This window comes from Leucothrix arctica (assembly GCF_003172895.1).
GTDB lineage: Bacteria > Pseudomonadota > Gammaproteobacteria > Thiotrichales > Thiotrichaceae > Leucothrix > Leucothrix arctica.
The window spans coordinates 95,640-119,321 of the sequence record NZ_QGKL01000031.1; the positions used below are offsets into that span (position 1 = coordinate 95,640).

The 23,682-nt window shown below is 43.8% G+C and carries 25 protein-coding genes; 17 read left to right on the plus strand and 8 right to left on the minus strand.

Annotated elements, in window-relative coordinates; all coding sequences use genetic code 11:
- Nucleotides 1-25 precede the first annotated feature (25 nt).
- The 3 genes from plsY to DKT75_RS11145 all read left to right on the plus strand — a co-directional run bounded on the left by plsY (nt 26) and on the right by DKT75_RS11145 (nt 2,971).
- Nucleotides 26-622 (plus strand): glycerol-3-phosphate 1-O-acyltransferase PlsY, encoded by a 597-nt coding sequence (plsY, locus tag DKT75_RS11135; RefSeq protein WP_109823508.1) that lies wholly within the window; start codon nt 26-28, stop codon nt 620-622.
- Nucleotides 623-870: 248 nt separating this feature from the next.
- Nucleotides 871-1,551, plus strand: a complete 681-nt coding sequence (locus tag DKT75_RS11140) for a winged helix-turn-helix domain-containing protein (protein WP_342767337.1) — start codon at nt 871-873, stop codon at nt 1,549-1,551.
- Complete coding sequence (locus DKT75_RS11145) at nt 1,541-2,971, plus strand: sensor histidine kinase (protein WP_109823509.1); 1,431 nt, start codon at nt 1,541-1,543, stop codon at nt 2,969-2,971. The genes DKT75_RS11140 and DKT75_RS11145 overlap by 11 nt, the downstream gene beginning before the upstream one ends.
- Here the strand turns inward: DKT75_RS11145 and moaA are convergent.
- Nucleotides 2,968-3,975: a GTP 3',8-cyclase MoaA gene (moaA, locus tag DKT75_RS11150; RefSeq protein WP_109823510.1), complete on the minus strand. Its 1,008-nt coding sequence runs from the start codon at nt 3,973-3,975 to the stop codon at nt 2,968-2,970. The genes DKT75_RS11145 and moaA overlap by 4 nt on opposite strands.
- Nucleotides 3,976-4,049: 74 nt before the next feature.
- Nucleotides 4,050-5,183: a molybdenum cofactor guanylyltransferase MobA gene (gene mobA, locus DKT75_RS22270; RefSeq protein ID WP_109823511.1), complete on the minus strand. Its 1,134-nt coding sequence runs from the start codon at nt 5,181-5,183 to the stop codon at nt 4,050-4,052.
- Nucleotides 5,184-5,681: 498 nt separating this feature from the next.
- Between mobA and DKT75_RS11160 the strand changes: the two genes are divergently transcribed.
- The 3 genes from DKT75_RS11160 to DKT75_RS11170 are packed head-to-tail and all read left to right on the plus strand — an operon-like array spanning nt 5,682 to nt 8,980.
- Nucleotides 5,682-5,930, plus strand: a complete 249-nt coding sequence (locus DKT75_RS11160; RefSeq protein ID WP_109823512.1) for an OadG family protein — start codon at nt 5,682-5,684, stop codon at nt 5,928-5,930.
- A 49-nt stretch (nt 5,931-5,979) separates the two neighbouring features.
- Nucleotides 5,980-7,791 carry a sodium-extruding oxaloacetate decarboxylase subunit alpha gene (gene oadA, locus DKT75_RS11165; protein WP_109823513.1) on the plus strand — a complete coding sequence of 604 codons (1,812 nt, stop codon included), beginning with the start codon at nt 5,980-5,982 and terminating at the stop codon, nt 7,789-7,791.
- 10 nt (nt 7,792-7,801) lie between these two features.
- A complete protein-coding gene (locus tag DKT75_RS11170) occupies nt 7,802-8,980 on the plus strand; it encodes a sodium ion-translocating decarboxylase subunit beta (RefSeq protein WP_109823514.1) in 1,179 nt (392 codons plus the stop codon).
- 113 nt (nt 8,981-9,093) lie between these two features.
- Here the strand turns inward: DKT75_RS11170 and DKT75_RS11175 are convergent, their stop codons facing one another.
- A complete protein-coding gene (locus DKT75_RS11175; RefSeq protein WP_109823515.1) occupies nt 9,094-9,735 on the minus strand; it encodes a TetR/AcrR family transcriptional regulator in 642 nt (213 codons plus the stop codon).
- 110 nt (nt 9,736-9,845) lie between these two features.
- Between DKT75_RS11175 and DKT75_RS11180 the strand changes: the two genes are divergently transcribed.
- The 5 genes from DKT75_RS11180 (at nt 9,846) to can (ending at nt 14,623) form a co-directional block, all read left to right on the plus strand.
- Entirely contained in the window at nt 9,846-10,955 is a 1,110-nt protein-coding gene (locus DKT75_RS11180) for an S-(hydroxymethyl)glutathione dehydrogenase/class III alcohol dehydrogenase (RefSeq protein WP_109823516.1), read from the plus strand.
- A 9-nt stretch (nt 10,956-10,964) separates the two neighbouring features.
- Nucleotides 10,965-11,807: an S-formylglutathione hydrolase gene (fghA, locus tag DKT75_RS11185; protein WP_109823517.1), complete on the plus strand. Its 843-nt coding sequence runs from the start codon at nt 10,965-10,967 to the stop codon at nt 11,805-11,807.
- A gap of 35 nt (nt 11,808-11,842) precedes the next feature.
- On the plus strand, nt 11,843-12,865 hold the full coding sequence (locus tag DKT75_RS11190) for an AraC family transcriptional regulator (RefSeq protein ID WP_109823518.1): 1,023 nt from the start codon (nt 11,843-11,845) through the stop codon (nt 12,863-12,865).
- 157 nt (nt 12,866-13,022) lie between these two features.
- Nucleotides 13,023-13,934 (plus strand): TIGR01777 family oxidoreductase, encoded by a 912-nt coding sequence (locus tag DKT75_RS11195; protein WP_109823519.1) that lies wholly within the window; start codon nt 13,023-13,025, stop codon nt 13,932-13,934.
- Between the two features lie 47 nt (nt 13,935-13,981).
- Nucleotides 13,982-14,623, plus strand: coding sequence for a carbonate dehydratase (can, locus tag DKT75_RS11200; RefSeq protein WP_109823520.1), 642 nt, complete (start codon nt 13,982-13,984; stop codon nt 14,621-14,623).
- A 44-nt stretch (nt 14,624-14,667) separates the two neighbouring features.
- Here can and DKT75_RS11205 read toward each other — a convergent pair whose 3' ends face one another.
- Entirely contained in the window at nt 14,668-15,243 is a 576-nt protein-coding gene (locus DKT75_RS11205) for a DUF2889 domain-containing protein (RefSeq protein WP_109823521.1), read from the minus strand.
- A gap of 308 nt (nt 15,244-15,551) precedes the next feature.
- Here DKT75_RS11205 and DKT75_RS11210 point away from each other — a divergent pair, with 308 nt between their 5' ends.
- From DKT75_RS11210 to DKT75_RS11225, 4 genes are all read left to right on the plus strand, one after another.
- Nucleotides 15,552-16,385: an AraC family transcriptional regulator gene (locus DKT75_RS11210; RefSeq protein ID WP_109823522.1), complete on the plus strand. Its 834-nt coding sequence runs from the start codon at nt 15,552-15,554 to the stop codon at nt 16,383-16,385.
- 71 nt (nt 16,386-16,456) lie between these two features.
- A complete protein-coding gene (locus DKT75_RS11215) occupies nt 16,457-17,182 on the plus strand; it encodes an AzlC family ABC transporter permease (RefSeq protein WP_109823523.1) in 726 nt (241 codons plus the stop codon).
- Complete coding sequence (locus DKT75_RS11220; RefSeq protein WP_109823524.1) at nt 17,179-17,490, plus strand: AzlD domain-containing protein; 312 nt, start codon at nt 17,179-17,181, stop codon at nt 17,488-17,490. Before DKT75_RS11215 ends, DKT75_RS11220 begins: the two co-directional genes overlap by 4 nt.
- Before the next feature lie 108 nt (nt 17,491-17,598).
- On the plus strand, nt 17,599-19,068 hold the full coding sequence (locus DKT75_RS11225; RefSeq protein ID WP_109823525.1) for an anion permease: 1,470 nt from the start codon (nt 17,599-17,601) through the stop codon (nt 19,066-19,068).
- A 109-nt stretch (nt 19,069-19,177) separates the two neighbouring features.
- Here the strand turns inward: DKT75_RS11225 and DKT75_RS11230 are convergent, their stop codons facing one another.
- On the minus strand, nt 19,178-19,417 hold the full coding sequence (locus DKT75_RS11230) for an excisionase family DNA-binding protein (protein ID WP_109823526.1): 240 nt from the start codon (nt 19,415-19,417) through the stop codon (nt 19,178-19,180).
- Nucleotides 19,418-19,570: 153 nt separating this feature from the next.
- On the opposite strand from DKT75_RS11230, the gene DKT75_RS22275 reads away from it, so the two are divergent.
- Together DKT75_RS22275 and DKT75_RS11240 are read left to right on the plus strand one after the other, a co-directional pair.
- Entirely contained in the window at nt 19,571-19,744 is a 174-nt protein-coding gene (locus DKT75_RS22275) for a ubiquinol-cytochrome c reductase iron-sulfur subunit N-terminal domain-containing protein (RefSeq protein WP_245923186.1), read from the plus strand.
- 237 nt (nt 19,745-19,981) lie between these two features.
- A complete protein-coding gene (locus DKT75_RS11240; protein ID WP_109823527.1) occupies nt 19,982-20,692 on the plus strand; it encodes a tetratricopeptide repeat protein in 711 nt (236 codons plus the stop codon).
- A gap of 11 nt (nt 20,693-20,703) precedes the next feature.
- Here the strand turns inward: DKT75_RS11240 and DKT75_RS11245 are convergent, their stop codons facing one another.
- The 3 genes from DKT75_RS11245 to cysE form a co-directional block, all read right to left on the minus strand.
- A complete protein-coding gene (locus tag DKT75_RS11245; RefSeq protein WP_109823528.1) occupies nt 20,704-21,393 on the minus strand; it encodes a haloacid dehalogenase type II in 690 nt (229 codons plus the stop codon).
- A gap of 97 nt (nt 21,394-21,490) precedes the next feature.
- Entirely contained in the window at nt 21,491-22,840 is a 1,350-nt protein-coding gene (locus DKT75_RS11250; RefSeq protein ID WP_109823529.1) for an MATE family efflux transporter, read from the minus strand.
- A 13-nt stretch (nt 22,841-22,853) separates the two neighbouring features.
- The gene (gene cysE, locus DKT75_RS11255; RefSeq protein WP_109823530.1) at nt 22,854-23,651 is read right to left on the minus strand and encodes a serine O-acetyltransferase; all 798 of its coding nucleotides are present in this window, start codon (nt 23,649-23,651) and stop codon (nt 22,854-22,856) included.
- Nucleotides 23,652-23,682 lie beyond the last annotated feature (31 nt).

Consider the following 23,682-nt stretch of genomic DNA (forward strand, 5'->3'; position numbering starts at 1 on the left):
GACAACTCTTTGGTAATATTGGAGGATGGATATTATACTACCTCTTGTGCTTATCATCGTAGCCTATTTATTAGGATCTATTTCAACAGCAATTGTTGCATCAAAGTTGTTCAATTTTGCAGATCCTCGCTTGAATGGTTCCAAAAACCCTGGAACGACTAACGTCTTGAGATTAGGTGGTAAACTTGCTGCTGCTTTTACATTACTCGGTGATTTGCTGAAAGGCTTAATACCTGTCGTCATTGCCAAAAGCTTAGGGCTCTCTGACAATTGGATTGTCATTGTTGCTATAGCAGCATTCCTCGGTCACCTATTTCCTTTATATTACGGATTTAAGGGAGGCAAAGGCGTTGCAACGGCAATGGGTATATTTATAGGTATAAACCCTTTAGTAGGTTTGGTTGTATTGGCCACATGGGCATCTGCTGCTTTTGCGTTTAATATCTCATCGCTTGCGGCACTTATAGCATGCTTACTGGCACCCTTTTTCTTCCACTTAGTCACTCAATCCGCTGCATTTGGTATCGGCTTACTGGTGATCACAGCCTTTATTTATTGGAAACATATTCCAAACATTCAAAATATGTTGATGGGTACTGAGAACAAAATCTCTAAAAAGTAACCAATAATCAAACAACATATCAAGACTAAAAGACCTTTAAGCCACATAAAGCTACCACTCATCATATTCAGCCTGTATGCCACTACCTTGTACTCCCTAGTATACGGTTACGTCATTTGTCCTAGTTTGATCTACCCCGATCAGCTAATACTAAAAAATTCATACAGGCTGGGATGAGTGATGATATTTAAATTAGCCTCACCTTAACAAATCTTAATTACATACCTTTAGCCAGTCTGGCCTATACTATGTCTATGCATATGTTACTAATTGAAGACGATACTCAGACTGCAAGCTTTATACAAAAAGGTTTAGCAGAATCAGGCCACGTAGCTGATCACGCCGACAATGGGGAAGATGGATTCCATATGGCGCTGACAGGTCAGTACGATGTACTCATCATTGATCGTATGTTGCCCAAGAAAAATGGGTTAGATGTGATCAAAGAGTTACGTGAGCAAAAAATCAAAACACCTGTACTCATACTAAGCGCACTGGGTGATGTCGACGACCGCGTGGAAGGTTTACGCGCTGGTGGCGATGACTACCTTGTAAAGCCCTATGCGTTCAGTGAACTGCTCGCGAGACTGCAAGCCCTCGTACGACGTGCTAGCCCTGCTCAAGAGCAAACGTTATTACGCGTTCATGACTTACAGATGGATTTAATCAAGCACTCAGTTACCCGTGCTGGTCAAGTCATTCATTTACAGCCTAGAGAGTTTACTCTTCTGGAATACTTGATGCGTCATGCAAACGAAGTAGTGACACGCACCATGCTTCTTGAGAATGTTTGGGACTACCATTTCGATCCTCAAACAAATGTTATTGATGTTCATATCAGTCGCTTGCGCAGTAAAGTTGATCGTGACTTCACTCCAGCATTGCTGCACACAGTAAGAGGCGCGGGATACTCGCTACATGCGTCTTAAGCTAGTTAATACGACAGCGTTTAGACTATCCCTAGTCTATGCGCTGCTTTTTAGTATCATTAGTGCTGTCGCAGTCATGGTTATTTACGTGAACTCGTCTAATGAAATTAGAAAGCAAACCGATTATCAACTCCGTGTTGAAACTGAAGCACTACTGCAACTGTATTCTAGTGGCAAGATTACCGCTTTGACTCAAGAAATGAATCAGCTCAACACAGATGGTCGTGAGCGCTTCTTCCTCTACGCACTGTTAAAACGCTCTCAACGAGATCTTGCAAAAGAAATAGCGCCCAATAAAGACTGGAAAGCACAAGATCATGCTTATGCGACCGTTCCTCTTCAGACCGTTATAACGGCGCCTAAAACAAAAACTGAAGACTTCGATCAGCCCGCCCGAATTTTACTCACCCTACTGCCTGATGGTTATCAAATCTTGGTAGGGACTGACTTGTTTGAACGAGAAAAACTCTTCAAACGAATCTTAAACGTCATCGTTATCTTAATTGTCATCCTATTTACCGTCGCTCTTATCGGTGGTGCACTTATGGGTTACAGCGTATTGCGTCGAATCAATAATGTGCGTCAAACTGCTGGCGGTATTATCGATGGAGACTTAAGTCAACGCATGCAAGTGACTCAAAAGAACGATGAATTTGACCGTTTGAGCACAACATTAAACACCATGCTGTCACGCATAGAACAACTGATGCAAAGCATGCATCAAGTGACAGACAACCTCGCGCACGACCTACGAAACCCATTAAACCGTTTACGCAATCGTCTGGAAGTCTCACTGATTGAAAACCTCGATAAAGAGGGTTACCAGCAAGTTCAGCAAGAAGCGATTCAAGACATCGATGACATCATCAGAACATTCAACTCCTTACTGAGTATCGCGCAAGCTGAGTCAGGTAAAAATGCACACGACTGGTCTCTGATTGATTTGAAACCGTTCTTGGATGAATTGACAGAGCTGTATTCAATCGTCGCAGAAGAATCAAATATATCCTTTACCAGCAGTATTCACGGCACGTGTAATATTCTAGGTGATCACCAATTACTCGCTCAGGCTTTCACTAACTTACTTGATAATGCGGTGAAATTTACGCCAAAAGGCGGTGCTATAACGCTCTCAATGCATTTTATTGCCGATAAAGTTGTCATTGAGATTACCGATAGCGGCATTGGTATTCCGGTCGATAAACGTGAGAAAGTTTTTGAGCGATTTACCCGACTAGATAGCGCACGTAGCACACCTGGAAACGGCTTAGGACTAAGTTTGGTTAAAGCCGTTGTGGAAAGGCACCATGGTACGGTTGAATTAGTCGATAACCGCCCAGGCTTACGTGTCGTCGTTACGTTTGATGTTGTAAAACCTGAAAAACCGGTTAAAGTAAAAGCATTACCAAAACCAGATTAGCCGCCCGTTGCGCTCATGTGTCGCATAATAATCGGCTTCACTGTGACATCAAAATCATGACCTTTGGGCTTAATCGCCAAAGAGCCAATAATAGCTTTTCTTAGCGCGGTATCATCTGTTGGATTCGCTCTAACAACTGCTCTAAAATCAACAGAGTGTTCTTGCCCTAGACACAATAATAAACGCCCTTCTGCCGTCAGCCGCACACGATTACAGTCATCACAAAAATTATGACTGTGCGGTGAAATAAAACCAATGCGTGAAAGACTTTCATTCATACGGAAGTAACGTGACGGCCCACCCGTCTTTTCAGGAGTAGCCATCAAAGGATAACGCTCTTCAATGGTCTTTTGCACAAGGTCGCTCGAGCAATAAGACTTATCCCGATCATGCTCACCCATATCACCGAGCGGCATTTCCTCAATAAAGGAAATATCCATGTCACGCTCACGCACATATTCGATAAGGTCTAAAATTTCGTCATCGTTGTGATTTTTCATAATCACAGCATTAATCTTTACACTCTTGAAACCTTGAGTAAGCGCAGCATCAATTCCATCCAATGTCTTTTGAATATCACCGATACGCGTAATTGCTTTAAAGCGGTCCGCTTGTAAGGTATCAAGACTCACATTAATACGAGTCACTCCTGCACTTTTAAGCTCAGCAGCATACTTAGTCAGTAGTGTGCCATTAGTAGTGACCGTTAAATCTTCAAGTCCTTCCATAGCACCTAAGTCATTAAACAGCTTCATGACATTACGACGCGTCAATGGCTCACCGCCGGTAATACGGATTTTGGTCACACCCATATCCACATACTGTTGGGCAATACGCGCAATTTCTTCAAGCGTCAGTAATTTCGCACGAGGCATAAACTGCATATCTTCCGACATACAATAGACGCAGCGCAAATCACAACGATCCGTTACTGAGATACGCAAGTAATTGATTTGTCGTCCAAACTTATCGACAAGAGTAGTGGGAGGGGCTAACTCAGACATAGGAGGGGCTTCATTAAATTCTTCACTTCATTCTACACAGTGCCCGACAACAGCAATAGTCATTTAACGGAAACTTATGTTAATGATTGTTGGTACCAGTCATAAACAAAATCAGCAATCTGCTCTATGTTGTTCAAATCTAACCAAGGAACTTGATTGACGGTCGGCTGCTGTTCACTCGCAAACGCAATAATATTTTCATCATCCGTATATAGCAGCGGCTTATTCAACCCCTCTCGATGTAGCTCTATTTTAGGAAAGGACACCTGCTTAAAGCCTTCAACCAGCACCATATCCAAAACATCCGCGTTTAACATTGCTAACGACTCTTGCAGACTAGGCTCTCTACGACCATCTTTTAGATCTTGGATTAGTGCGACTTGGCTACGTGAAACTACCAACATTTGCTCCGCTCCTGCTTTGCGTAGCTCATAGCTATCCTTACCTTTGTGATCAACATCCAAGGTATGGTGGGCGTGCTTAATCATCGCAACTTTCAAACCGCGCTGGTTTAATAAAGGTAACAACTGCTTAAGAAGCGTCGTTTTTCCTGTTCCGCTAAACGCGGCAAACCCTAATACTGGCTTCACATAAACAATCTGCTGCTTTTTTTCAGGCAATGAAGCTTGAGCGGATTCGTATTGTTGCTTTTGCACTTCAGTATTGAAATTATGAAAAGCCTCAGGAGAATCACTAAAATCAGCAATCACCATATTATGTTCAGCAAACCACCGATCAACTTTACGCTCACCTCTCGCTAGAAACGCCTCTAAGCTAGGGAGTAAGCTCACAGAAATCAAAGAATGTATCGGTTGAATACGCTTACCGTCACTCGCAACAACGATTTCGGCATTTTCTTCTGTCTGTATTCGCGTTAACCGTTGAATGAAATCAGTCGGAATCAACACTGCATCACAAGGTAGCGCAACTAAATAATCTGTACTAATTTCATGCATTACACTGGCTATCCCAGCGAGCGGACCTTGAAAATTAGTTAAACGATCACCTATAACAGGATATCCATAAGCCTTATAAATCCCTAAATTTCGATTAGCGCTAATAACAACATTGACATCATAGGGTTTAAGTTGAGCTAAAATATGCTCAATAAGTGGCTTACCACAAACCTCTACCAACCCTTTATCTTGACCGCCAAAACGACGCCCTTGACCGCCCGCGATCACCACTACTGTTACGTTATCAAACATGCCAACTAGACTACCTTTAATATTGAAAAGTTACTTTAACAAACTCAGCTCTACTTGTACTAAAAACACTTATTTACACAATAAAAAATGCTATTAGTACCGCGTTAGGTAATCAGGTTAACAATATCTAATGACCGTAAAAAGGCTTTATCAACGGGCTGCACTTATTATCTAAAAACAGTATTTTGTAGCTTAACTACTTAATTTAAGTAAGAAAGATGTAATTTTTTTCTAAAAATAAGTATAAGATATATTGAATATGATGATTAATAAAGCCGATAATTTACGTTAATGTAAACTTTGCTCGTATTGCAAATTGACAAGTCTTATTAATCTCGATAGTTTTAACGCCGATTCCGCATAGCTTTTGACTGCGACACATTAAGCTTGTGGATTATTTGTTGTCATTAATTTGATAAATTTCCTGAAACTATTTGACCATCTCAGCAACTCGGAAAGATAGTTATTGCACTCCACCTCGAGGACTCATATTGCACTATGAATAGCTCTTTAATTGACCAAGGGATTGACTTAATGCTCTTTGGCATGGGAACTGTGTTTGTTTTCTTAGCACTGCTCATTGTTATCACCAGCGTCATGTCGAAAATCATTGTTACTTGGTTTCCAGAGAAGGTAGTTGAAGCTCCTACTCGTAAGAAGAAACCAGCCATTACAGGCGCAGCCATTGCACCCGCTACACTGAAGATTATTCAGGCAGCAGTAGAGCAACACCGCCAGCGTCAGTAACCACTGATATAACCGAACATCCAAATTTTTTGAGAATAGCCAAAGTACTATGAGTCAGAATTCAAATACCGAGAATAATTCCACGCAACCTGTACAGATTACGGACGTCGTTTTACGTGACGGACATCAGTCTTTGTTTGCGACACGCATGCGCCTTGCTGACATGCTGCCTATTGCTGAGAAACTTGATCAGGTTGGGTACTGGTCTGTTGAGACATGGGGTGGTGCAACCTTCGATTCTTGTATCCGTTTCTTGGGTGAAGACCCTTGGGACCGTATTCGCCAGCTTAAAGCGGCAATGCCAAATACCCCTCAGCAGATGCTATTTCGTGCACAGAACATTCTAGGCTACCGCCATTATGCTGATGACGTGGTCAACAAGTTTGTTGAGCGTGCAGCGATTAATGGTGTTGATGTATTCCGCGTGTTTGATGCGATGAATGATACTCGTAACCTAGAAACTGCCCTTAAAGCAGTTAAGGCGACAGGTAAGCACGCACAAGCAACGATGTCATACACGCTTAGCCCAGTTCATGACCTACAGGGTTGGTTGGACATGGCACGTCGTCTAGAAGACATCGGTTGTGACTCTATTTGTATTAAAGACATGGCTGGTCTACTGAAGCCCTACGTTGGTTTCGAGCTAGTGACCGAGCTTAAGAAAGTCGTTAATGTGCCAATTCACCTCCACTGTCACGCAACAACAGGTCTTTCTACAGCGACTAACTTGAAAGCTATCGAAGCCGGTGTTGATCGTGTAGATACGTCTATTTCGTCTATGTCGATGACTTATAGCCACTCGCCAACCGAATCTGTTGTAGCGATGCTTGAAAATACTCCTCGTGCAACGGGCTTGAAGTTGGAGCTATTAGAAGAGATAGCTGCATACTTCCGTGATGTACGTAAGAAGTACGCTAAATGGGAAGGCTCTCTACAAGGTATCGACTCACGCATTTTGTTAGCGCAAGTACCTGGCGGCATGTTAACTAACATGGAAGGCCAGTTAAGAGAGCAAGGCGCTGGCGATAAACTTGATGCCGTTCTTTTAGAAATTCCTAAGGTTCGTAAAGATCTTGGTTACATTCCTTTAGTAACACCAACCTCTCAAATTGTTGGTACTCAAGCAGTACTAAACGTATTAACTGGCGAGCGTTATAAAAAGCTTACTGGTGAAGCGGCAGGCGTACTACGTGGTGAATATGGTGCAACACCGGCACCTGTTGATGCTGAACTACAAAAGACAGCACTAGCAGGTGATGAGCTTATCACTTGTCGCCCGGCTGACTTGATTGATGATGAGTTGGATAAGCTAACTGAAGAGCTAGTATCAATTGCTAAGGAAAAAGACTTCAAGCTTACTGAAGGTGAAGGCTTAATTGATGATGTCCTGACTTACGCACTATTCCCACAAATTGGTCTTAAGTTCCTTGAGAACCGTGGTAACCCTGACGCATTTGAGCCTGTTCCAACAGGTAACGAAAGCGACACCGTTAAAACAGATGCTGGTGAAGAAGTTTACACGGTGACTGTTGACGGTGTTGATCACGTCGTTACTGTTGCAAACGGCGGTGATATCAGCGGTATTGTTCCAGCTTCTGTTACTGCGGCTAGCCCTGCAATCAGCGCAGCTGCTCCAGCAGCCGGTACTGGTGAAGGCTTCCCTGCTCCAATGGGTGGTAACGTATTTAAAGTACTTGCTGAACCAGGTGATCTTGTTGAAGAAGGTGACGTAATGGTCATCCTTGAAGCAATGAAAATGGAAATTACCGTTGTCGCGCCGAGAAGCGCAACAGTTGTCGAAGTCTTAGTGAAAGAAGGTGATGTTGTAGCACTGGGCGACACTTTGGTTACACTGGCCTAGGACGAGACTAATGGATAATCTATTAACACTCTGGAACGACTCCGGAATCGCTCAGCTACATTTTGGTCAAGCGGCCATGATGATAGTTGGTTTAGGATTACTATTCCTTGCAATCAAAAAAGGCTTTGAGCCTTTGCTACTAGTACCTATTGCTGTTGGTACGATACTAGTCAACATACCTGGCACAGGTATGGAAGCTGCGCCTGTTTATGATGCAGCGGGTCACATGACTAGTCCTGGCGGGATGTTGTATTACATCTATAACGCCGGTATCGCCTCAGGCATGTTCCCACTGATCATCTTTATGGGTGTTGGTGCGATGACTGACTTTGGTCCGCTACTAGCAAATCCTAAGACATTATTATTGGGTGCAGCAGCGCAGTTTGGTATTTTTGCGACCGTACTTGGCGCAGTAGCGCTTAGCTCTATGGGTATCTTAGATTTCACAATCAATGATGCAGCAGCGATCGGTATTATCGGGGGAGCAGATGGCCCAACCGCTATCTTTGTTGCCAGTAAGTTGGCACCAGACCTGTTAGGTCCGATTGCCGTAGCAGCTTACTCATACATGGCGCTAGTTCCAATCATTCAACCACCAATCATGCGCGCACTGACGACGCCTGCTGAACGTGCAATCGCGATGACTCAGTTACGTCCGGTAACAAAATCTGAAAAGATTGTGTTCCCACTAGCTGTACTTATCTTGGTAGCAATGGTCTTGCCTAGTGCAGCACCATTACTGGGCATGTTCTGCTTTGGTAACTTGATGCGTGAGTCTGGTGTTGTTGAGCGTCTAAGCGACACTGCTCAAAATGCATTGATCAATATCGTAACGATCTTCCTAGGTTTAGGTGTTGGCTCGAAAATGAGTTCTGACAAGTTCCTTAACTGGGAGACGCTAGGTATCTTAGGTCTGGGTGCATTAGCATTCTGTATTGGTACTGCGTCAGGTGTATTGCTTGCTAAGATTATGAATAAGTACAGCAAGACACCGATCAATCCACTGATTGGTTCTGCGGGTGTATCAGCAGTTCCGATGGCGGCACGTGTATCCAACAAGGTCGGACTTGAGGCGAATCCTCATAACCACCTACTCATGCATGCAATGGGTCCAAACGTTGCGGGTGTTATTGGATCTGCGATCGCAGCGGGTGTAATGATTAGTATGGTAGCGGGTGCTGGTGGTTAAACACCAATAACGCGTACTGCATAAAAAGGCCGATCGTAACTGTTCGGCTTTTTTTGTGTCTGATGTTTTTTAAAACTCAACGATTAAATACGCCATATTCCTTTCAGAACTCATTACGCTACACGTTCGCTATTCAGCGCATGACTCATAAACAAACCTTTCTCAGTACACGCGCCATCGAAGGTACTCATAAGAATATCATCTAGTGTTTCCACCAATGGTTGCTCAATCAAACCATCAAGCCGCATTTGAATCATTCTCAACGCTGAACCAAAAATAGATGAGAAAGCAACGGAGTCATTTAACGGCAGAAACTCACCACGCGCCTGTCCCTCTTTTATAATCTCACTGATCTTTATAAAACCAGAGGTATCGTAGATGCTTGGCTGGTTGGCCAATAAATCTGCATGTCGCATATTCAAAATATAAGAAATAATGTAGGGATGCGAGTCTGTATAAGTAAACAATAAACGGATTATCTCTGCACACTGCGCCACTGGTTTCTCACTCATTGCCATTCCATCTTGGACAACTTCATCAAACTCAATGGCCACATGATCAAAAAGGGCTTTAGCAATCCCCTCCTTACCTCCAAAGTGATTATAGATTGAGCCAATACTCACAGACGCTTGTACTTGTATTTGGTGTATAGAGACGGTGTGGAAGCCGTTTTTTGCAAACAACTCAAGTGCAGCGGTCAAAATACGACAATCGATAGGCTCAGGCGTTGGGTTCGGTTTTTTTAGATATGGCATATTTAGGATAATACAACTCACCTTAAAAACTATCAATTGACAAAAGTGAAGGTTCATTCTATTTTTACTGATAAATTAGCCATACACCATATTAAACACGGAGTTCAACCATGAAGTGCAAAGCAGCAATCGCCTGGGGCCCAAAACAAAAGCTAGAAATCGAGGATGTAGAAGTAGCAGGTCCTAAAGAAGGTGAAGTTCTTCTAAAAGTACACGCAACAGGCGTTTGCCACACTGACGCTTTCACTATGTCTGGTGAAGATCCAGAAGGTGTATTCCCTGCTATTTTGGGTCACGAAGGTGGCTGTGAAGTAGTAGAAGTTGGCTCAGGCGTTAAAAACCTTGAAGTTGGCGATCACGTGATTCCACTGTATATCGCTGAGTGCGGCGACTGTGAGTATTGCAATACCACTAAGTCAAATCTATGCCAGACAATCGCGCCAACAATCTGGACTGGTTTTATGCCTGACGGTACACGTCGCTTTAAAGCGCGTGGACAAGATATTTATCACTACATGGGCTGCTCAACCTTCTCTGAGTATACGGTTGTTCCAGAAATCGCACTAGCAAAAATCAACAAAGCAGCACCACTCGATAAGGTGTGCTTACTTGGTTGTGGTGTTACAACGGGTATTGGTGCAGTGTTGAATACGGCTAAAGTGGAAGCAGGTGCTACTGTTGCAGTATTTGGTTTAGGCGGCATTGGTCTTTCATGCATTCAAGGTGCCGTTATGGCGGGTGCTTCACGTATTCTAGCGATAGACGTTAACCCAGATAAGTGGGAAATGGCTAAAGCACTTGGCGCAACTGACTTCGTTAACCCAAGCGAAATCGGTGGATCAACAAGCGAATACATTCAAGAACTTACAAACGGCGGTGTTGACTACTCATTTGAGTGTATTGGTAACGTACACGTTATGCGTGACGCACTAGAATGTACGCATATGGGTTGGGGCGTTTCAACGGTTATCGGTGTTGCTGGTGCTGGTCAAGAAATCCAGACTCGTCCATTTAACCTTGTGGTTGGTCGTACATGGAAAGGTTCTGCATTTGGTGGCGTTAAAGGCCGTACAGAGCTGCCAGGATACGTTGAGCGTTATATGGCGGGCGAGATCGAGCTAGACAGTATGGTGACGCACACGATGGGCCTTGAAGACATAAACAAAGCCTTTGACCTGATGCACGAAGGTAAAAGCATCCGCTCTGTAATCTTGATGTAAGGACGCCTCATGCAAAAAATTGAAAGTATTAAAGAGTGTGGCGGTTATTTAAACCGCTACACACATCGGTCAGCCGTTAATAACTGCGAAATGACGTTCTCTGTGTACCTACCACCTCAAGCAGAAGCTGGCCCTGTGCCCGCGCTGTACTGGTTGTCAGGCCTAACGTGTAATGATGATAATGCACGTACCAAAGCTGGCGCACAACGTTATGCTACGGAACACGGTATCGCGATTGTTTTCCCAGACACTAGCCCACGTGGCGATGATGTTGCGGACGAAGCAGACCGTTATGACCTCGGAAAGGGAGCAGGCTTCTACGTAACAGCGACAGAAGCACCATACTCAGCTAATTACAATATGTACGAGTATGTAACGGATGAATTACCTGCGTTATTAGAGGCAGAGCTGCCGCTACTTGCAGGCATTAAATCAGTATCTGGTCACTCTATGGGCGGTCATGGTGCATTAATATGTGCATTGAAAAACCCTGACGGCTATCGCTCTGTCTCAGCATTCTCACCAATCTGTAACCCAATAAACTGCTGCTGGGGTAAAGGATGTTTCACAGCGTATTTAGGTCGCGATGAAAGCACTTGGGGCGACTACGACGCAACGGAACTCGTAAAGAATGGCGCGCGCGTGTCCAATATTCTTATCGATTCTGGTTTAGCGGATGAGTTTTATGATGAAGGTCAACTGCTACCAGAAAACCTAAAAGCAGCCTGTGATGCTGTCGGACAACCGTTAGAACTACGTTTACAAGCAGGTTACGACCATAGTTATCACTTTATCGCATCGTTTATCGGTGAGCATATTGCTTATCATGCAGCCGCACTAAAAGCAGGTTAAACTGCTAAGTACGTTTACTTATTGGCACCTGTTGCATGCAAAACTTTGCTATTTTATTGATTGGATTTACCCTTTTCAGTTCTCTGCTGTTGGCGTTCACACAAATACGCGGCAGCACAGAACAAGAAGGGATATTTTCAAGAGTCTCAGCAATCGTTTTGCTACTCGGTATTTCCGGCTTGCAACTAGCTCATTTAGGCTTTCTAAATGGCACCCATGACACCATAAACTCTTCATTATATCTGTGCTTACTGTTTATTATTGCACCCAGCTTTTATGGCTTTAGCATCGTGTTATTAGGCAGTGAAAAGACTAAACAACCCGCTCAGTTTCTTCACTATTTACCTGCCCTTGTTTGCTTGTTTTTGCCTAACACCATTATTTACCCTTGGGGCTTTTTGGGGGCATTTTTAGTCGGTACTGGCTACCTCGTTTGGATTGCCGCTAGACTCTACCAACTCAAAGAACAACGCAGTCGCTTTAAGGCTGAACTGTTTGGGTTAGCGGCTTTATTCTGTATTGCAGTCCTTGTCATATTACTCGCCTTCTCCATGCCACTCATTGCTGAGAGATGGTTTTTTACCCTGTACTCCATACTGATCGCTTCAGCAGTATTTATGGTCATGCTCGTACTAATGATGTCACCTAAAGTCATTGAAAATGTGAGTGAAGTGGCTAAAGCGGTTTATGCAGAATCAACGCTTAAAAACATCGATGAACAAGCAACACTACAGCAACTTGATAAGCTGATCATCAACGATAAACTCTACGAACAAGAAGACTTGAAGCTTTCAACACTGGCTGATTTATTGGACCTGACGACGCACCAACTCTCTGAACTAGTAAACACACGACTCAACAAAGGCTTCTCTCAATACATAAGAGAGCACCGCATCAACGCAGCAAAGCGACTATTGATTGATGAGCCAAGTGCCTCGGTATTATCCATTGGTTTGTCTGTAGGTTTTACCAGTCAATCTAATTTCTATGCAGCTTTCAAAGAGCTAACAGGCATCCCTCCGGGCAAGTATCGTAGACAAGAGAATAGTACGTCTTAAAATAACCTGATTTATAGCTGCTTATTTTTACTATAACGCTGAGTGTATTATCTTAAGTTAACAACACCAATCAGTTGATGTTGTGGAGTGGATGGTAGTGTAGATTAGCGACACTATTTACGATTATGCAGTTACCCTATTCAACAGGAATAATTCAATGAGCAATAAGACATGTTTGATCACCGGCGGCTCTGGCTTTATCGGCTCAAGCCTTATTCCCGTGTTACTAGATAAGGGCTATAAAATAACCGTACTGAGTCGTGAAGCTGAAAAAACCAAACAACAGTTCGATAATAAGATCGAAACAATCACACGCATTGGTGCAATTAGTGGTCGAGAGCATTTTGACGTAGTTATCAACCTTGCAGGCCAAGGTATCGCTGATAAAAAATGGTCTGATAAAATCAGAAAACAACTCCGCGCTAGCCGTATTGATACAACTAAAGATCTTATTGCTTACTTTGAGCGAGCTACTGAAAAACCCAGCGTGTTTATAAGTGGCTCTGCGACCGGCTTTTATGGATTAAAAGGCGATGAAAAGCTAACTGAAAAGTCCATTGGTGATAAAAGCTTTTCTAGCAGATTGTGTAAAGACTGGGAAGCTGCCGCGAAAAAGGCTGAAGCACTGAACATTAGAGCTTGCTACTTACGCACAGGGATTGTGTTAGAGAAAGACGGTGGGGCATTGACTAAAATGCTTCCCCCATTCAAATTTGGGCTGGGCGGGCCGATGGGCTCAGGCAAGCAATTTATGTCTTGGATTCACCGAGATGACCTTGTCAGTATGATCTGCCACATTATAGAAACAGAAACGTTATCAGGCCCAATTAATGGGACGGCACCGACACCGGTTGATAATAAAACCTTCTCTAAAGCACTGGGTAAAGCGTTAAACCGCCCTGCTTTCTTACCGCTACCCGGCTTTGTTTTAAAGCTGTTAATGGGAGATATGGGTAAAGAGTTACTACTATGTGGTCAACGTGTGATCCCAGAAAAAGCGGTCTCGAGTGGCTTCGAGTTCAAATACTCTGATATTGATGAGGCGTTAAACGCTATATTGAGTAAGTAATTGTGTGGAGCTATACTGATCGCCGCAAAGACTAATGAGGAAATTAAATGCTTGAAACACTGTTTGAAAACAACAAAAAGTGGGCTGCTAAAATGCTCAAAAGAGACCCTCATTTTTTTGAGGCGCTTCAACAACAACAAACACCAGAATACTTCTGGATCGGTTGCTCTGACAGTCGCGTTCCTGCAAACGACATACTAAACCTTCAACCAGGTGAAGTATTCGTACAGCGTAATGTTGCAAACCAAGTCGTTCACTCAGACATGAACTGCCTAACAGCACTTCAGTTTGCCGTTGACGTGTTAAAAGTTAAACACGTTATCGTCTGTGGTCACTACTCTTGCGGTGGTATTAAAGCGGCACTCGGACGTGAGCGTCATGGCCTAGTTGATAACTGGCTGCTACATGTACGTGACACCATGACAAAACATGAAAAAAACTTAGACTTAATTGAAGATGAACAAGAGAAACTCGACCGTTTATGTGAAATAAATGTTGTTGAGCAAGTCAAAAACATCTGCAATACAATGACCATCGAAGATGCTTGGGCTAGAGGCCAAGAAGTCGCTGTACATGGACTGATTTATTCTATTAATGACGGACATCTTCGCGATCTTGATCTCACTATCACAACCAACGAAGAAGAAGAAATTAACTACCAGAAAGCGTGTAACAAAGTTTTCAGTTAAGCCATTAATGCAGCCAGAAATAACGCTCTGGCTGCATTAATTCTTTAGCCCATCAAGTCTTTTTCAAAGCGCTTACTACTCTCAGAAACATACAATTCTGAAAAATGCACCTTCACCATGTCACTAGACTGTGACCATGTGTGGCAAGAGTTCAACGCAAGCACCGCACTAGCCTTGCGTACCTTCTCATCCGACAGTGGGAATATCGCTTGAACCGCGGTTGTCGCAATCGGCTTTAACAAGTCATGCAAATGCGTACAGCCCTGAATACCACCCAACAACTCTCGTGTTTTACTATGCCAGCCAGGACCAATACGCGTACCCTCTAGCTTCTTAAACGCCTTATTAATACGCGTACACATACCAAATGGCATTGAGTCCATAGCCGCTGACACCTTATGAATCAAGAATTGCTTATCTAGCGTAATACGCAAATGCATATCATGGTACGGCTCATCCGTTGCCCATGAGTTGCCTTCTTCATTCTCTGCAATATCATAAGTTTTGATATCCGTCATGCGTGCATCGATATCCCACAAACCGTCCTCACGGCGAAAGGCATCACAGTAGACACTTCTTCGGTGTAAAAGCTCTCGCTGGGCGGGTTCTGGTAACGGCATTTCTGGGTATACTCCTGTAATTAAAGGTGTTATTTATTTTTAATACGTCCGATACTAACAGTGTGACAAGACTCACGAAAACAACATAAGCGGATACTTTACTGATAAGACCAATTATTAATAGTAACTAGCTCATTTACCAATAGTGAACCCCCTATTTCCCCTACGTCATGCAGCCCTTTCATCTTTATCTAACTCACCGTAATATTTAAATTTAAGCGCAAGATTGTACAATCTTGCCAAAAGAGATCAGTGTTAAACTAATTAAAACCACCACATACAAAGCAATTCTCTATCTAGGCCAGCCCATGCATAACAACCAATCTAACTACAGTTATGCAAAAGACCTTGGCGGTTTGGAGTTACTTCACGCACGTTATACCAATCAGACCTTTTCAAAACATGTGCATGATGGCTTTTGCATTGGAGTTATCGAATCAGGCGCACAACGCTTTTACCGCTCTGGCAGCAATCATTTGGCCGCTAAAAACAGCATTATTATTGTCAATGCAGACCAAGTTCACGATGGCTGTCGTGCCACTGACAATGGTTGGTCCTATCGAGCCATTTACCCAAAGCCAGAAAAGTTAATGGCCATTTCAAGTGAATTCCAAAACAGTAGTGACACTGCCATTCCTTGGTTTCCAGATGCCGTGGTACATGACCCAATCGTCGCTAATCAACTTCGCCAGCTATACACTTGCTTGCAACAGTCGACCAATCAGCTGCTGCGTGAGTCAATGTACCTAGCCAGCATGACTAGCTTGATCAGTAGGCACAGCAAACAGCGAACTCGTCTACAAACACTCGGCAAAGAGCCGAAAGCCGTACAGCTAGTACGAGAGTATATCGATAGTCACTTTGACCAAAACATCTCACTGGCAGCGCTTGCTAGCCTGTCAGGACTAAGCCCTTTCTACCTTGCACGGTTGTTTGCGAAAACGACTGGACTACCACCACACGCCTATCAAAACCAACGACAAATACACTCTGCAAAACAACAACTACTGAGTGGAGTGAAACCATCAGAGGTTGCCGCGAGCTGTGGCTTTACCGACCAAAGTCATTTCAACCGCCATTTCAAAAAGGCATTCGGCATCACACCCGGTGCTTACCAACGCATGATGAAAATCTCACATTAGCGCAAGTTTGTACTATAAACACCTCGCAAGAACGCTCTAAACTAAGCCCTCACCACTAAATAAAGAATGACATGAGACAAACGCTAAGTTTCACCCCATCAGCAAAGAGTGAGTTTCTCGCCGGTGCGCGCCACACCACGCCGCTCATTATCGCAGCAACACCCTTTGCGGTTATCTATGGCGCACTCGCTATTGCCAATGGTATTCCTGAGTGGGTGATTATGGCGATGTCGATCTTTGTCTTTGCTGGCGCCTCACAGTTTATTGCGGTCGCACTCATTGCTAGTGGCACTCCTTTTGCCGTCATCGTACTTACGGTCTTTGTCGTCAACTTGAGACACTTACTGTACTCAGCATCTCTCATGCCACAACTTGCCCATGTGCCCCGCTTACTGCGCGTACCCATGGCATTTTGGATGACTGATGAAACCTTCGCTATCATTAAGCACAGACAAACAGGCGACAATGATCAAGCAGGATTCATTCCCTATTACCTTGGCTCTGCCTTATTTATGTACAGCAATTGGTTTTTCTTTAGCTGGGTAGGTATGGCAATGGGACAAAGCATCCCTGATATTGCTAACTGGGGATTAGACGTGGCGATGGTCGTTGCGTTTGTCGGCATCGTTGTTCCCGCATTGCAGCGACGCGCTGACTGGGCCTGTGCGTTCACCGCAGCCATCAGTATTTGTCTCACCCACGACTGGCCACATCAGACAGGACTGCTGTTTTCATCCTTACTCGCAATTGGCGTCGCAATGGTCATTGAATATTTACAACGTGAGGTCGTGAAATGAGTTACGGGTTACTGATCTTAGGTATGGCGCTACTGACCTTCATACCTCGTTACATTCCCTTTGCCTTAGCAGGACGCATTAGCATCCCGCTTTGGCTGTCTAAGGCGCTCCACTTCGTTCCTACCGCAGTTTTGACATGCATTATCGTTAAATCAACCTTGGTGCAAGACGGTGAGATATTTATCGCGTTTCAAAACCATTATTTAATAGCAGCGATTGCGGCATTTATTACATCACTGGTATCACGTAATTTGTTACTGACGGTGCTGGTGGGATTGGTTTGTTTCGGTGTGCTTAAGTGGATTTAAAGTGGATCTGAATTAAACGCAAAACAATTGAGATAGATCAAGGAATCGTAATAACACTCGGTGTAAATTCAGTTTATCGCTTTGAAACTAAAGACTACTGAGAACACTATGTCTGACCCATCATTAATCAATACAAAATCCAGCATCATCGCCATCGTTATTGGCCTGATCATTTGGTTTGTCATTCCCGTTCCTGAGGGCGTAACGCCAGACGCTTGGCACTTACTCGCGTTATTCGTCGGTACGATCGCTGCCATCATCGGCAAAGCTATGCCTATTGGTGCCATTGCGCTGCTTGCGATTACACTCGTTGCCGTCACAGGCGTGACCAGCGATAACCCTTCAACAGCGATGAAAGATGCCCTGAGTGGCTTCTCCAATTCACTGATCTGGTTAATCGGTATTGCTATTATGATTTCACGAGGCCTCGTTAAAACAGGTTTAGGAAATCGTATTGGCTACAACTTCATCGCCTTATTTGGTAAGCGCACTTTAGGTATAGGTTACTCGCTAGCGATATCTGAGCTATTAATTGCCCCTGTAACACCTAGCAATACGGCTCGTGGTGGCGCGATTATCCATCCGGTCATGAAGTCCATCGCGGCAAGCTTTGACTCCTCACCTGATAATGGAACATCTCGGAAGATCGGACACTATTTAGCGCTGGTTAACTATCAAACCAACCCAATCACTTCCGCCATGTTTATCACTGCTACAGCGCCCAATCCACTCATTGTGGACTTAGTTGCCAAAGCAACTGGCTCAGAAGTCAGTATTACGTGGGGCATGTGGGCGTTAGCGGCTTTCGTCCCCGGCATACTTTGCATATTGCTGATGCCATTAGTGATCTACCTAATTTATCCACCAGAAATCAAATCAACACCTAGCGCACGCACCTTTGCTAAAGACAAATTAGCGGAAATGGGCTCAATAAAAGGCGCAGAGAAAATCATGATCGCGGTATTCTTGGGAATGATTTTATTGTGGGCAAATATTCCCAGCATGATCTTTGGTGACGAGTTTAAATTTAACTCCACCACCGTCGCCTTCTTAGGCCTCTCAACGCTACTCGTCACCAAGGTACTCACGTGGCAAGACATACTGGGAGAAAAGTCAGCTTGGGACACTATTATCTGGTTCTCAGCCCTAGTTATGATGGCAAGTTATCTCGATAAGCTAGGCCTTATTTCTTGGTTCTCAACATTCATTGGCGGCAGTATCGGTGCACTTGATTTAGGTTGGGAATTATCAGTCGCCATACTGATCGCGATCTACTTTTACGCACACTACTTTTTTGCCAGCACTACCGCACACATCACCGCCATGTTCGCCGCGTTCTACACGGTTGGTTTAGCACTCGGCGCTCCACCTGTATTCCTAGCATTTATGTTGGCAGGCGCGTCATCGCTAATGATGACCCTAACGCACTACGCGACAGGGACTGCGCCAGTGATCTTCGGCTCAGGTTTTGTGTCTATGGGCGACTGGTGGAAGACAGGCTTCATTATGAGCATCGTCAATCTCACTATTTGGACGGTTGCAGGAAGCTTGTGGTGGAAGGCGTTGGGGTATTGGTGATCTGTTTGTAGCATAACAAAGCCTCAGCAACTAACTACATTGCTGGGGCTTTTTCATTTTAATTATCTACGTCTTCTTTTCTTACCAAAAGATGCGTCGCTTGATTTAGCTATTCTTCCAAAACATTAAATCGGGATTGGTCTTCCTGTTTTTTATAGCCGAGCACATCTTTAATTTTAACAACTACAAGACGTTCAGAACCGACCCTACGAAATGGAATTTCACCCTTACTCAACAACTCGTCGAAATACGGTTGACTAACATTTAAGAAATCAGCCGCCTGTTGAGTATTTTGATAGTGCTCAATTTTTTGGGCAGTTGGAAATTGAACCACATTTGAACTAGTCATGCCTCTTTCTTCCTAAAGCTAGTAAAGCAGCCTCAGAATAAACGAGGTTAGCTAAATAAACACTAAATTTTCCCTAGTTTGATATTTATCAAATCACTTAAATTCAAAAGCTCCTATATTGCAGAAAACATCCTCATATTAGGAATAAACAAAATGTCAGATACCAACATAGATAATAAACGTAGACGTTTTCTTATCAAAGCGACTTCAGCCGTCGGCACAGTAGGCCTTGGTGCAATAGTAATTCCATTCATTAGCTCATTAACGCCCAGCGCTCGTGCCTTAGCCGCTGGAGCACCTGTAGAAGTTGATATTAGTAAGGTCTAGCCGGGACAGCTAATACGTGTGATATGGCAGGGAAAACCTGTGTGGGTAGTGAATCGCACAAAAGAAATGCTAGATGCATTACCGAGTGTAAACCCTAAGTTAAAAGACCCTACGTCTTAAGCTGGATTGACGCTAGATTTACACCGTATACAAAACAGAGCATTGGAAAGCTAACAATTCATGCGACTAAGCTATAAAATCCCCTTCACAAACTAACTTGAAATAAACAGGGATTAAATGACAAACCGCCAATCAAACATAATTTTTTACGGTGTTATTGCATTAGTTATTTATGGACTAGGAGTTAACCATTTTTATCCTGAGTTTTTTGAGAACCTGTCAAAGAGTAAAGAAGAAATCTCAATACAAGAGGCTGTTGCACAAGGTGAACACACTAAAGCGCTCCCTATTTATCAGCAATTGGTTGATAAGCGAATCAGTGATAACGATGAAAATACTATTGAAACAGCTGACCTATACGAAGGCATGGCAGGCTCATACGCACAGCTTGATAATAAAGTAGAAGAGAAAGCCCACTACTTGAAGTCTTTGAACATTAAGCTTCAGTTGAAAAAAGTTAACTCGTATAGCGTTGCAAGTACTTACTTCAAGCTGGGTGTAAATGCTGAAGATGATAAGCAATTCGATCAGGCACAAAGTTACCTTGAACAATCACTCGCAAAACGATTAGGCGATACAGTAGCAATAAGTGAAGACGAAGGTGTGTTTGAAGGTTACCAAAACACTCAGCTACGGTATAAGCGCCTTAATAATCCAGACACTATAGCTACGTTTATAAAGCTAGGCGCACTCCATGAGATGAAGCAGGAGTACCCTGTGACTAAGGATTATTATGAAAGAGCGTTGGCTGCAAGCAAGTTAACGTTTGGCGAAGATAATGAGAAGACGCTGGAAATAATGGAGTTGCTTAAGCAATTGACCCCTTAAGCCTTTGGGTCTTAAACAGTTGGTGCTTTGAGCATATTAGCGTCAAGGGCAAGCTGCGTAAGACTCTCAACTACCACCGTAGGCTCAACGCCCCAAGGGTCAAATACAGTAGATTGACTACGCTGTATCCAAGCTGTTTTTAGCCCTGCTGTAGCCGCACCGATCACGTCAAATGGGTTACTAGAAATCAACCACGTCTCAGCTACAGTAGCGCCACCCGTTTTCACCATGTGTGCATAAACATCTGGATTAGGCTTGAAAGTCTGAAGCGGGTCAACACTAACAACCCCATCAAACAACTCCCGAATACCCGCATTCGCCAGTAAACCTTCTACCGCATCCGCAGTGCCATTTGAGAACGCATACATTTTGTGGCCAGCTGATTTTAGCGTCGTTAGTGACTCGATCACATCCTCAAATGCTGGTAACACTCGATATTCTGCCAGCAACGAAGACTTCTGTGAATCACTTAAGCCAGTACTTAGCATTTGATCAACATAATCCAAGGCCTGACTTGTACAGACACTAAAGGGTTGATAGCTATTCATTAAGCCTCGGCGAAACGAGTACTCTAACTGCTTATCTCGCCAAACATTTGAGAAGGTTTGAGCGTTGTCACCGATATACTCTTGCAAGCGAGTGACAACCCCGTGGGTATTGATCAGTGTGCCGTAAATATCAAATGCTATAACTGTCGCCATCATCCTTTCCTCAATTCTTATTTAGTCGCTAGTGCCAATGGTAACGTCTTATTTGACGTAAATGGATGCAAATTGAAATAGGTAGCGAGTGAACCCACTACATAACTTTCCAAGCCTGTGACTGAAGTAACTTAGGATAAGCCATACCTAAGGTGATGCCACGCATCAGCATAAACAGCATCAAGCTCAACCACAGACCGTGATTACCCATTGCCGAGATCAGCACCAACGATGCAATGATATAAACGGCCAGAGAAATACCCACAGTATTTCGCATCACTTTAGTCGCCGTCGCACCAATAAATACACCGTCGAACTGGTAACTCCAAACAGTAATAAGTGGCGCAAATATCAACCAAGGTAAGTATTCATTTGCTAACGTAATGACTTCATCATTGACCGTCATAACACTAATTATCCACGAACCAAACAGCGCGTAAAACACCACTAGTAAAACGGCCATAATACCGGCCCATAAGCTACTCGACTTCACTGACTGAATAAACGCAGGACGGTTTTTTGCACCATAAGCACCGCCCGACAACGCTTCAGCGGCATGAGCAAAGCCATCTAAGCCATAGGCCATGGTTTGAAACAAATTAATCAAGATAGCGTTTGCTGCTAAGGTCGCGACACCAAACTGAGCACCTTGTGAAGTAAAGTAGAAAAATGCACTCGTGAGTAACAATGTACGAATAAACAAATTGCCATTAACAACAAACATCGCCTGCAAAGCACTTTTCTCGTACAAGGCTTGAAGCGTGTTTTTAGTGTCCCGCCAATCAACCTTCAAGTACTCACGTAACAGCCACAAACCGACAATAGCAGCGATGTAATCACTGAGCGCCGAGGCTAAAGCAACACCTGAAGAGTCCCAACCTAAGTAACTAACAAATAAAATATCTAGGAACAGGTTACAACCGTTTAGCAGTAGTTGAATGAGTAACGCTAAGCGCATGCGCTGCATACCAATCAAAGCACCTAAAATGCAGTAATTGATAAAGGTCGCTGGGGCACTAAAAATACGTATTGAATAGTATTCATCAACCAGAGGAGTGATCGTTTCGCCTGCGCCCATGAAGTACAAAGCGAGGCTAGCGATGGGCTGCTGTAGCACTATCAGTAACAACCCGCAGACAACAGCAATCGTTAATGCACGAAGTAAACTGAAGCTAACTTCTTGGTCGTTATTAGCACCATGGGCTTGTGAAACAAACCCGGTGGTGCCCATTCTGAGAAAGCCAAACACCCAAAACACACTGCTAAATATGATCGCACCAACCGCCACAGCACCCATATATTTAGGGTCATCTAACTGACCAACGACGGCTGTATCAACCATACCTACCAGCGGTACTGATAGGTTAGATAGAATAATGGGCCAAGCCAGTAGCAGTACTTTCCAATGCCATTGTTTGGTAGTGCTAGGGAATTGTTCTGACTGCATTTAAGTGTGTCGTTTAATCTTTGCCAAAACAGTCAGCAAAATCATTTTGCTGCATTGAGTGAGCGGGGTTGTCACAATTTGGCTTACCAACGACTTTTGAAGGTACACCCGCAACGGTGGTATGAGGGGCTACATCGGTTAATACAACACTACCCGCTCCTACTTTAGCGCCACGACCTACTTTGACATTACCCAAAATAATAGCACCTGCACCAACCAATACTCCTGAGCAAATCTTAGGGTGACGATCGCCAGTTTCATTACCGGTTCCACCTAAGGTCACTTGCTGCATGATCGAGACGTTGTCACCGATCACCGCGGTTTCACCAACAACAATACCCGTTGCATGGTCAAACATAACGCCCTTACCAATGCGGCTCGCAGGGTGAATGTCGACACCAAACACTTCCGAGTTACGGCTTTGAATAAACATAGCAAGCTCTTTACGATTATCATCCCACAAGCAATGTGCAAGCCGGTGTGACTGAATCGCTAGATAGCCTTTTAAGTTGAGTAATATAGTCAACATAGAATCAATCGCAGGGTCACGTTCAAACACCGCTCTCAAGTCATGCTTTGCATTATTGATCACATCTGGGCAGCGCTTATAGGCGTTTTCAAACAGCTCGCGAATAGCCATTGCAGGCATCACATTATCAGCAATCTTATTCGATAAGATAAAGCTCAAGCTCGCTTCAAAGTTTGGATGGTTCAGAACACAAGCGTAGACATAACTCGCCAACAAAGGCTCTGTTTTAATGACTTCACTGGCTTCTTTATTTAATGTTGCCCACACGCTTATTGAACTCATAAGTTCTTTCTCAACTTAGCAATTATTAGAT

What these genes read in the sequence shown, in the direction of transcription:
- DKT75_RS11245 (WP_109823528.1), bottom strand. Translation starts at nt 21,393, where the DNA reads ATGGCGACAGTTATAGCATTTGATATTTACGGCACACTGATCAATACC.
- DKT75_RS11170 (WP_109823514.1), top strand. Translation starts at nt 7,802, where the DNA reads ATGGATAATCTATTAACACTCTGGAACGACTCCGGAATCGCTCAGCTA.
- DKT75_RS11240 (WP_109823527.1), top strand. Translation starts at nt 19,982, where the DNA reads ATGACAAACCGCCAATCAAACATAATTTTTTACGGTGTTATTGCATTA.
- DKT75_RS11145 (WP_109823509.1), top strand. Translation starts at nt 1,541, where the DNA reads ATGCGTCTTAAGCTAGTTAATACGACAGCGTTTAGACTATCCCTAGTC.
- DKT75_RS11205 (WP_109823521.1), bottom strand. Translation starts at nt 15,243, where the DNA reads ATGCCGTTACCAGAACCCGCCCAGCGAGAGCTTTTACACCGAAGAAGT.
- DKT75_RS11225 (WP_109823525.1), top strand. Translation starts at nt 17,599, where the DNA reads ATGTCTGACCCATCATTAATCAATACAAAATCCAGCATCATCGCCATC.
- DKT75_RS11140 (WP_342767337.1), top strand. Translation starts at nt 871, where the DNA reads ATGTCTATGCATATGTTACTAATTGAAGACGATACTCAGACTGCAAGC.
- moaA (WP_109823510.1), bottom strand. Translation starts at nt 3,975, where the DNA reads ATGTCTGAGTTAGCCCCTCCCACTACTCTTGTCGATAAGTTTGGACGA.
- DKT75_RS11220 (WP_109823524.1), top strand. Translation starts at nt 17,179, where the DNA reads ATGAGTTACGGGTTACTGATCTTAGGTATGGCGCTACTGACCTTCATA.
- DKT75_RS11195 (WP_109823519.1), top strand. Translation starts at nt 13,023, where the DNA reads ATGAGCAATAAGACATGTTTGATCACCGGCGGCTCTGGCTTTATCGGC.
- DKT75_RS22275 (WP_245923186.1), top strand. Translation starts at nt 19,571, where the DNA reads ATGTCAGATACCAACATAGATAATAAACGTAGACGTTTTCTTATCAAA.
- plsY (WP_109823508.1), top strand. Translation starts at nt 26, where the DNA reads ATGGATATTATACTACCTCTTGTGCTTATCATCGTAGCCTATTTATTA.
- mobA (WP_109823511.1), bottom strand. Translation starts at nt 5,183, where the DNA reads ATGTTTGATAACGTAACAGTAGTGGTGATCGCGGGCGGTCAAGGGCGT.
- DKT75_RS11230 (WP_109823526.1), bottom strand. Translation starts at nt 19,417, where the DNA reads ATGACTAGTTCAAATGTGGTTCAATTTCCAACTGCCCAAAAAATTGAG.
- DKT75_RS11215 (WP_109823523.1), top strand. Translation starts at nt 16,457, where the DNA reads ATGAGACAAACGCTAAGTTTCACCCCATCAGCAAAGAGTGAGTTTCTC.
- DKT75_RS11190 (WP_109823518.1), top strand. Translation starts at nt 11,843, where the DNA reads ATGCAAAACTTTGCTATTTTATTGATTGGATTTACCCTTTTCAGTTCT.
- DKT75_RS11180 (WP_109823516.1), top strand. Translation starts at nt 9,846, where the DNA reads ATGAAGTGCAAAGCAGCAATCGCCTGGGGCCCAAAACAAAAGCTAGAA.
- DKT75_RS11250 (WP_109823529.1), bottom strand. Translation starts at nt 22,840, where the DNA reads ATGCAGTCAGAACAATTCCCTAGCACTACCAAACAATGGCATTGGAAA.
- DKT75_RS11175 (WP_109823515.1), bottom strand. Translation starts at nt 9,735, where the DNA reads ATGCCATATCTAAAAAAACCGAACCCAACGCCTGAGCCTATCGATTGT.
- DKT75_RS11210 (WP_109823522.1), top strand. Translation starts at nt 15,552, where the DNA reads ATGCATAACAACCAATCTAACTACAGTTATGCAAAAGACCTTGGCGGT.
- DKT75_RS11160 (WP_109823512.1), top strand. Translation starts at nt 5,682, where the DNA reads ATGAATAGCTCTTTAATTGACCAAGGGATTGACTTAATGCTCTTTGGC.
- can (WP_109823520.1), top strand. Translation starts at nt 13,982, where the DNA reads ATGCTTGAAACACTGTTTGAAAACAACAAAAAGTGGGCTGCTAAAATG.
- oadA (WP_109823513.1), top strand. Translation starts at nt 5,980, where the DNA reads ATGAGTCAGAATTCAAATACCGAGAATAATTCCACGCAACCTGTACAG.
- fghA (WP_109823517.1), top strand. Translation starts at nt 10,965, where the DNA reads ATGCAAAAAATTGAAAGTATTAAAGAGTGTGGCGGTTATTTAAACCGC.
- cysE (WP_109823530.1), bottom strand. Translation starts at nt 23,651, where the DNA reads ATGAGTTCAATAAGCGTGTGGGCAACATTAAATAAAGAAGCCAGTGAA.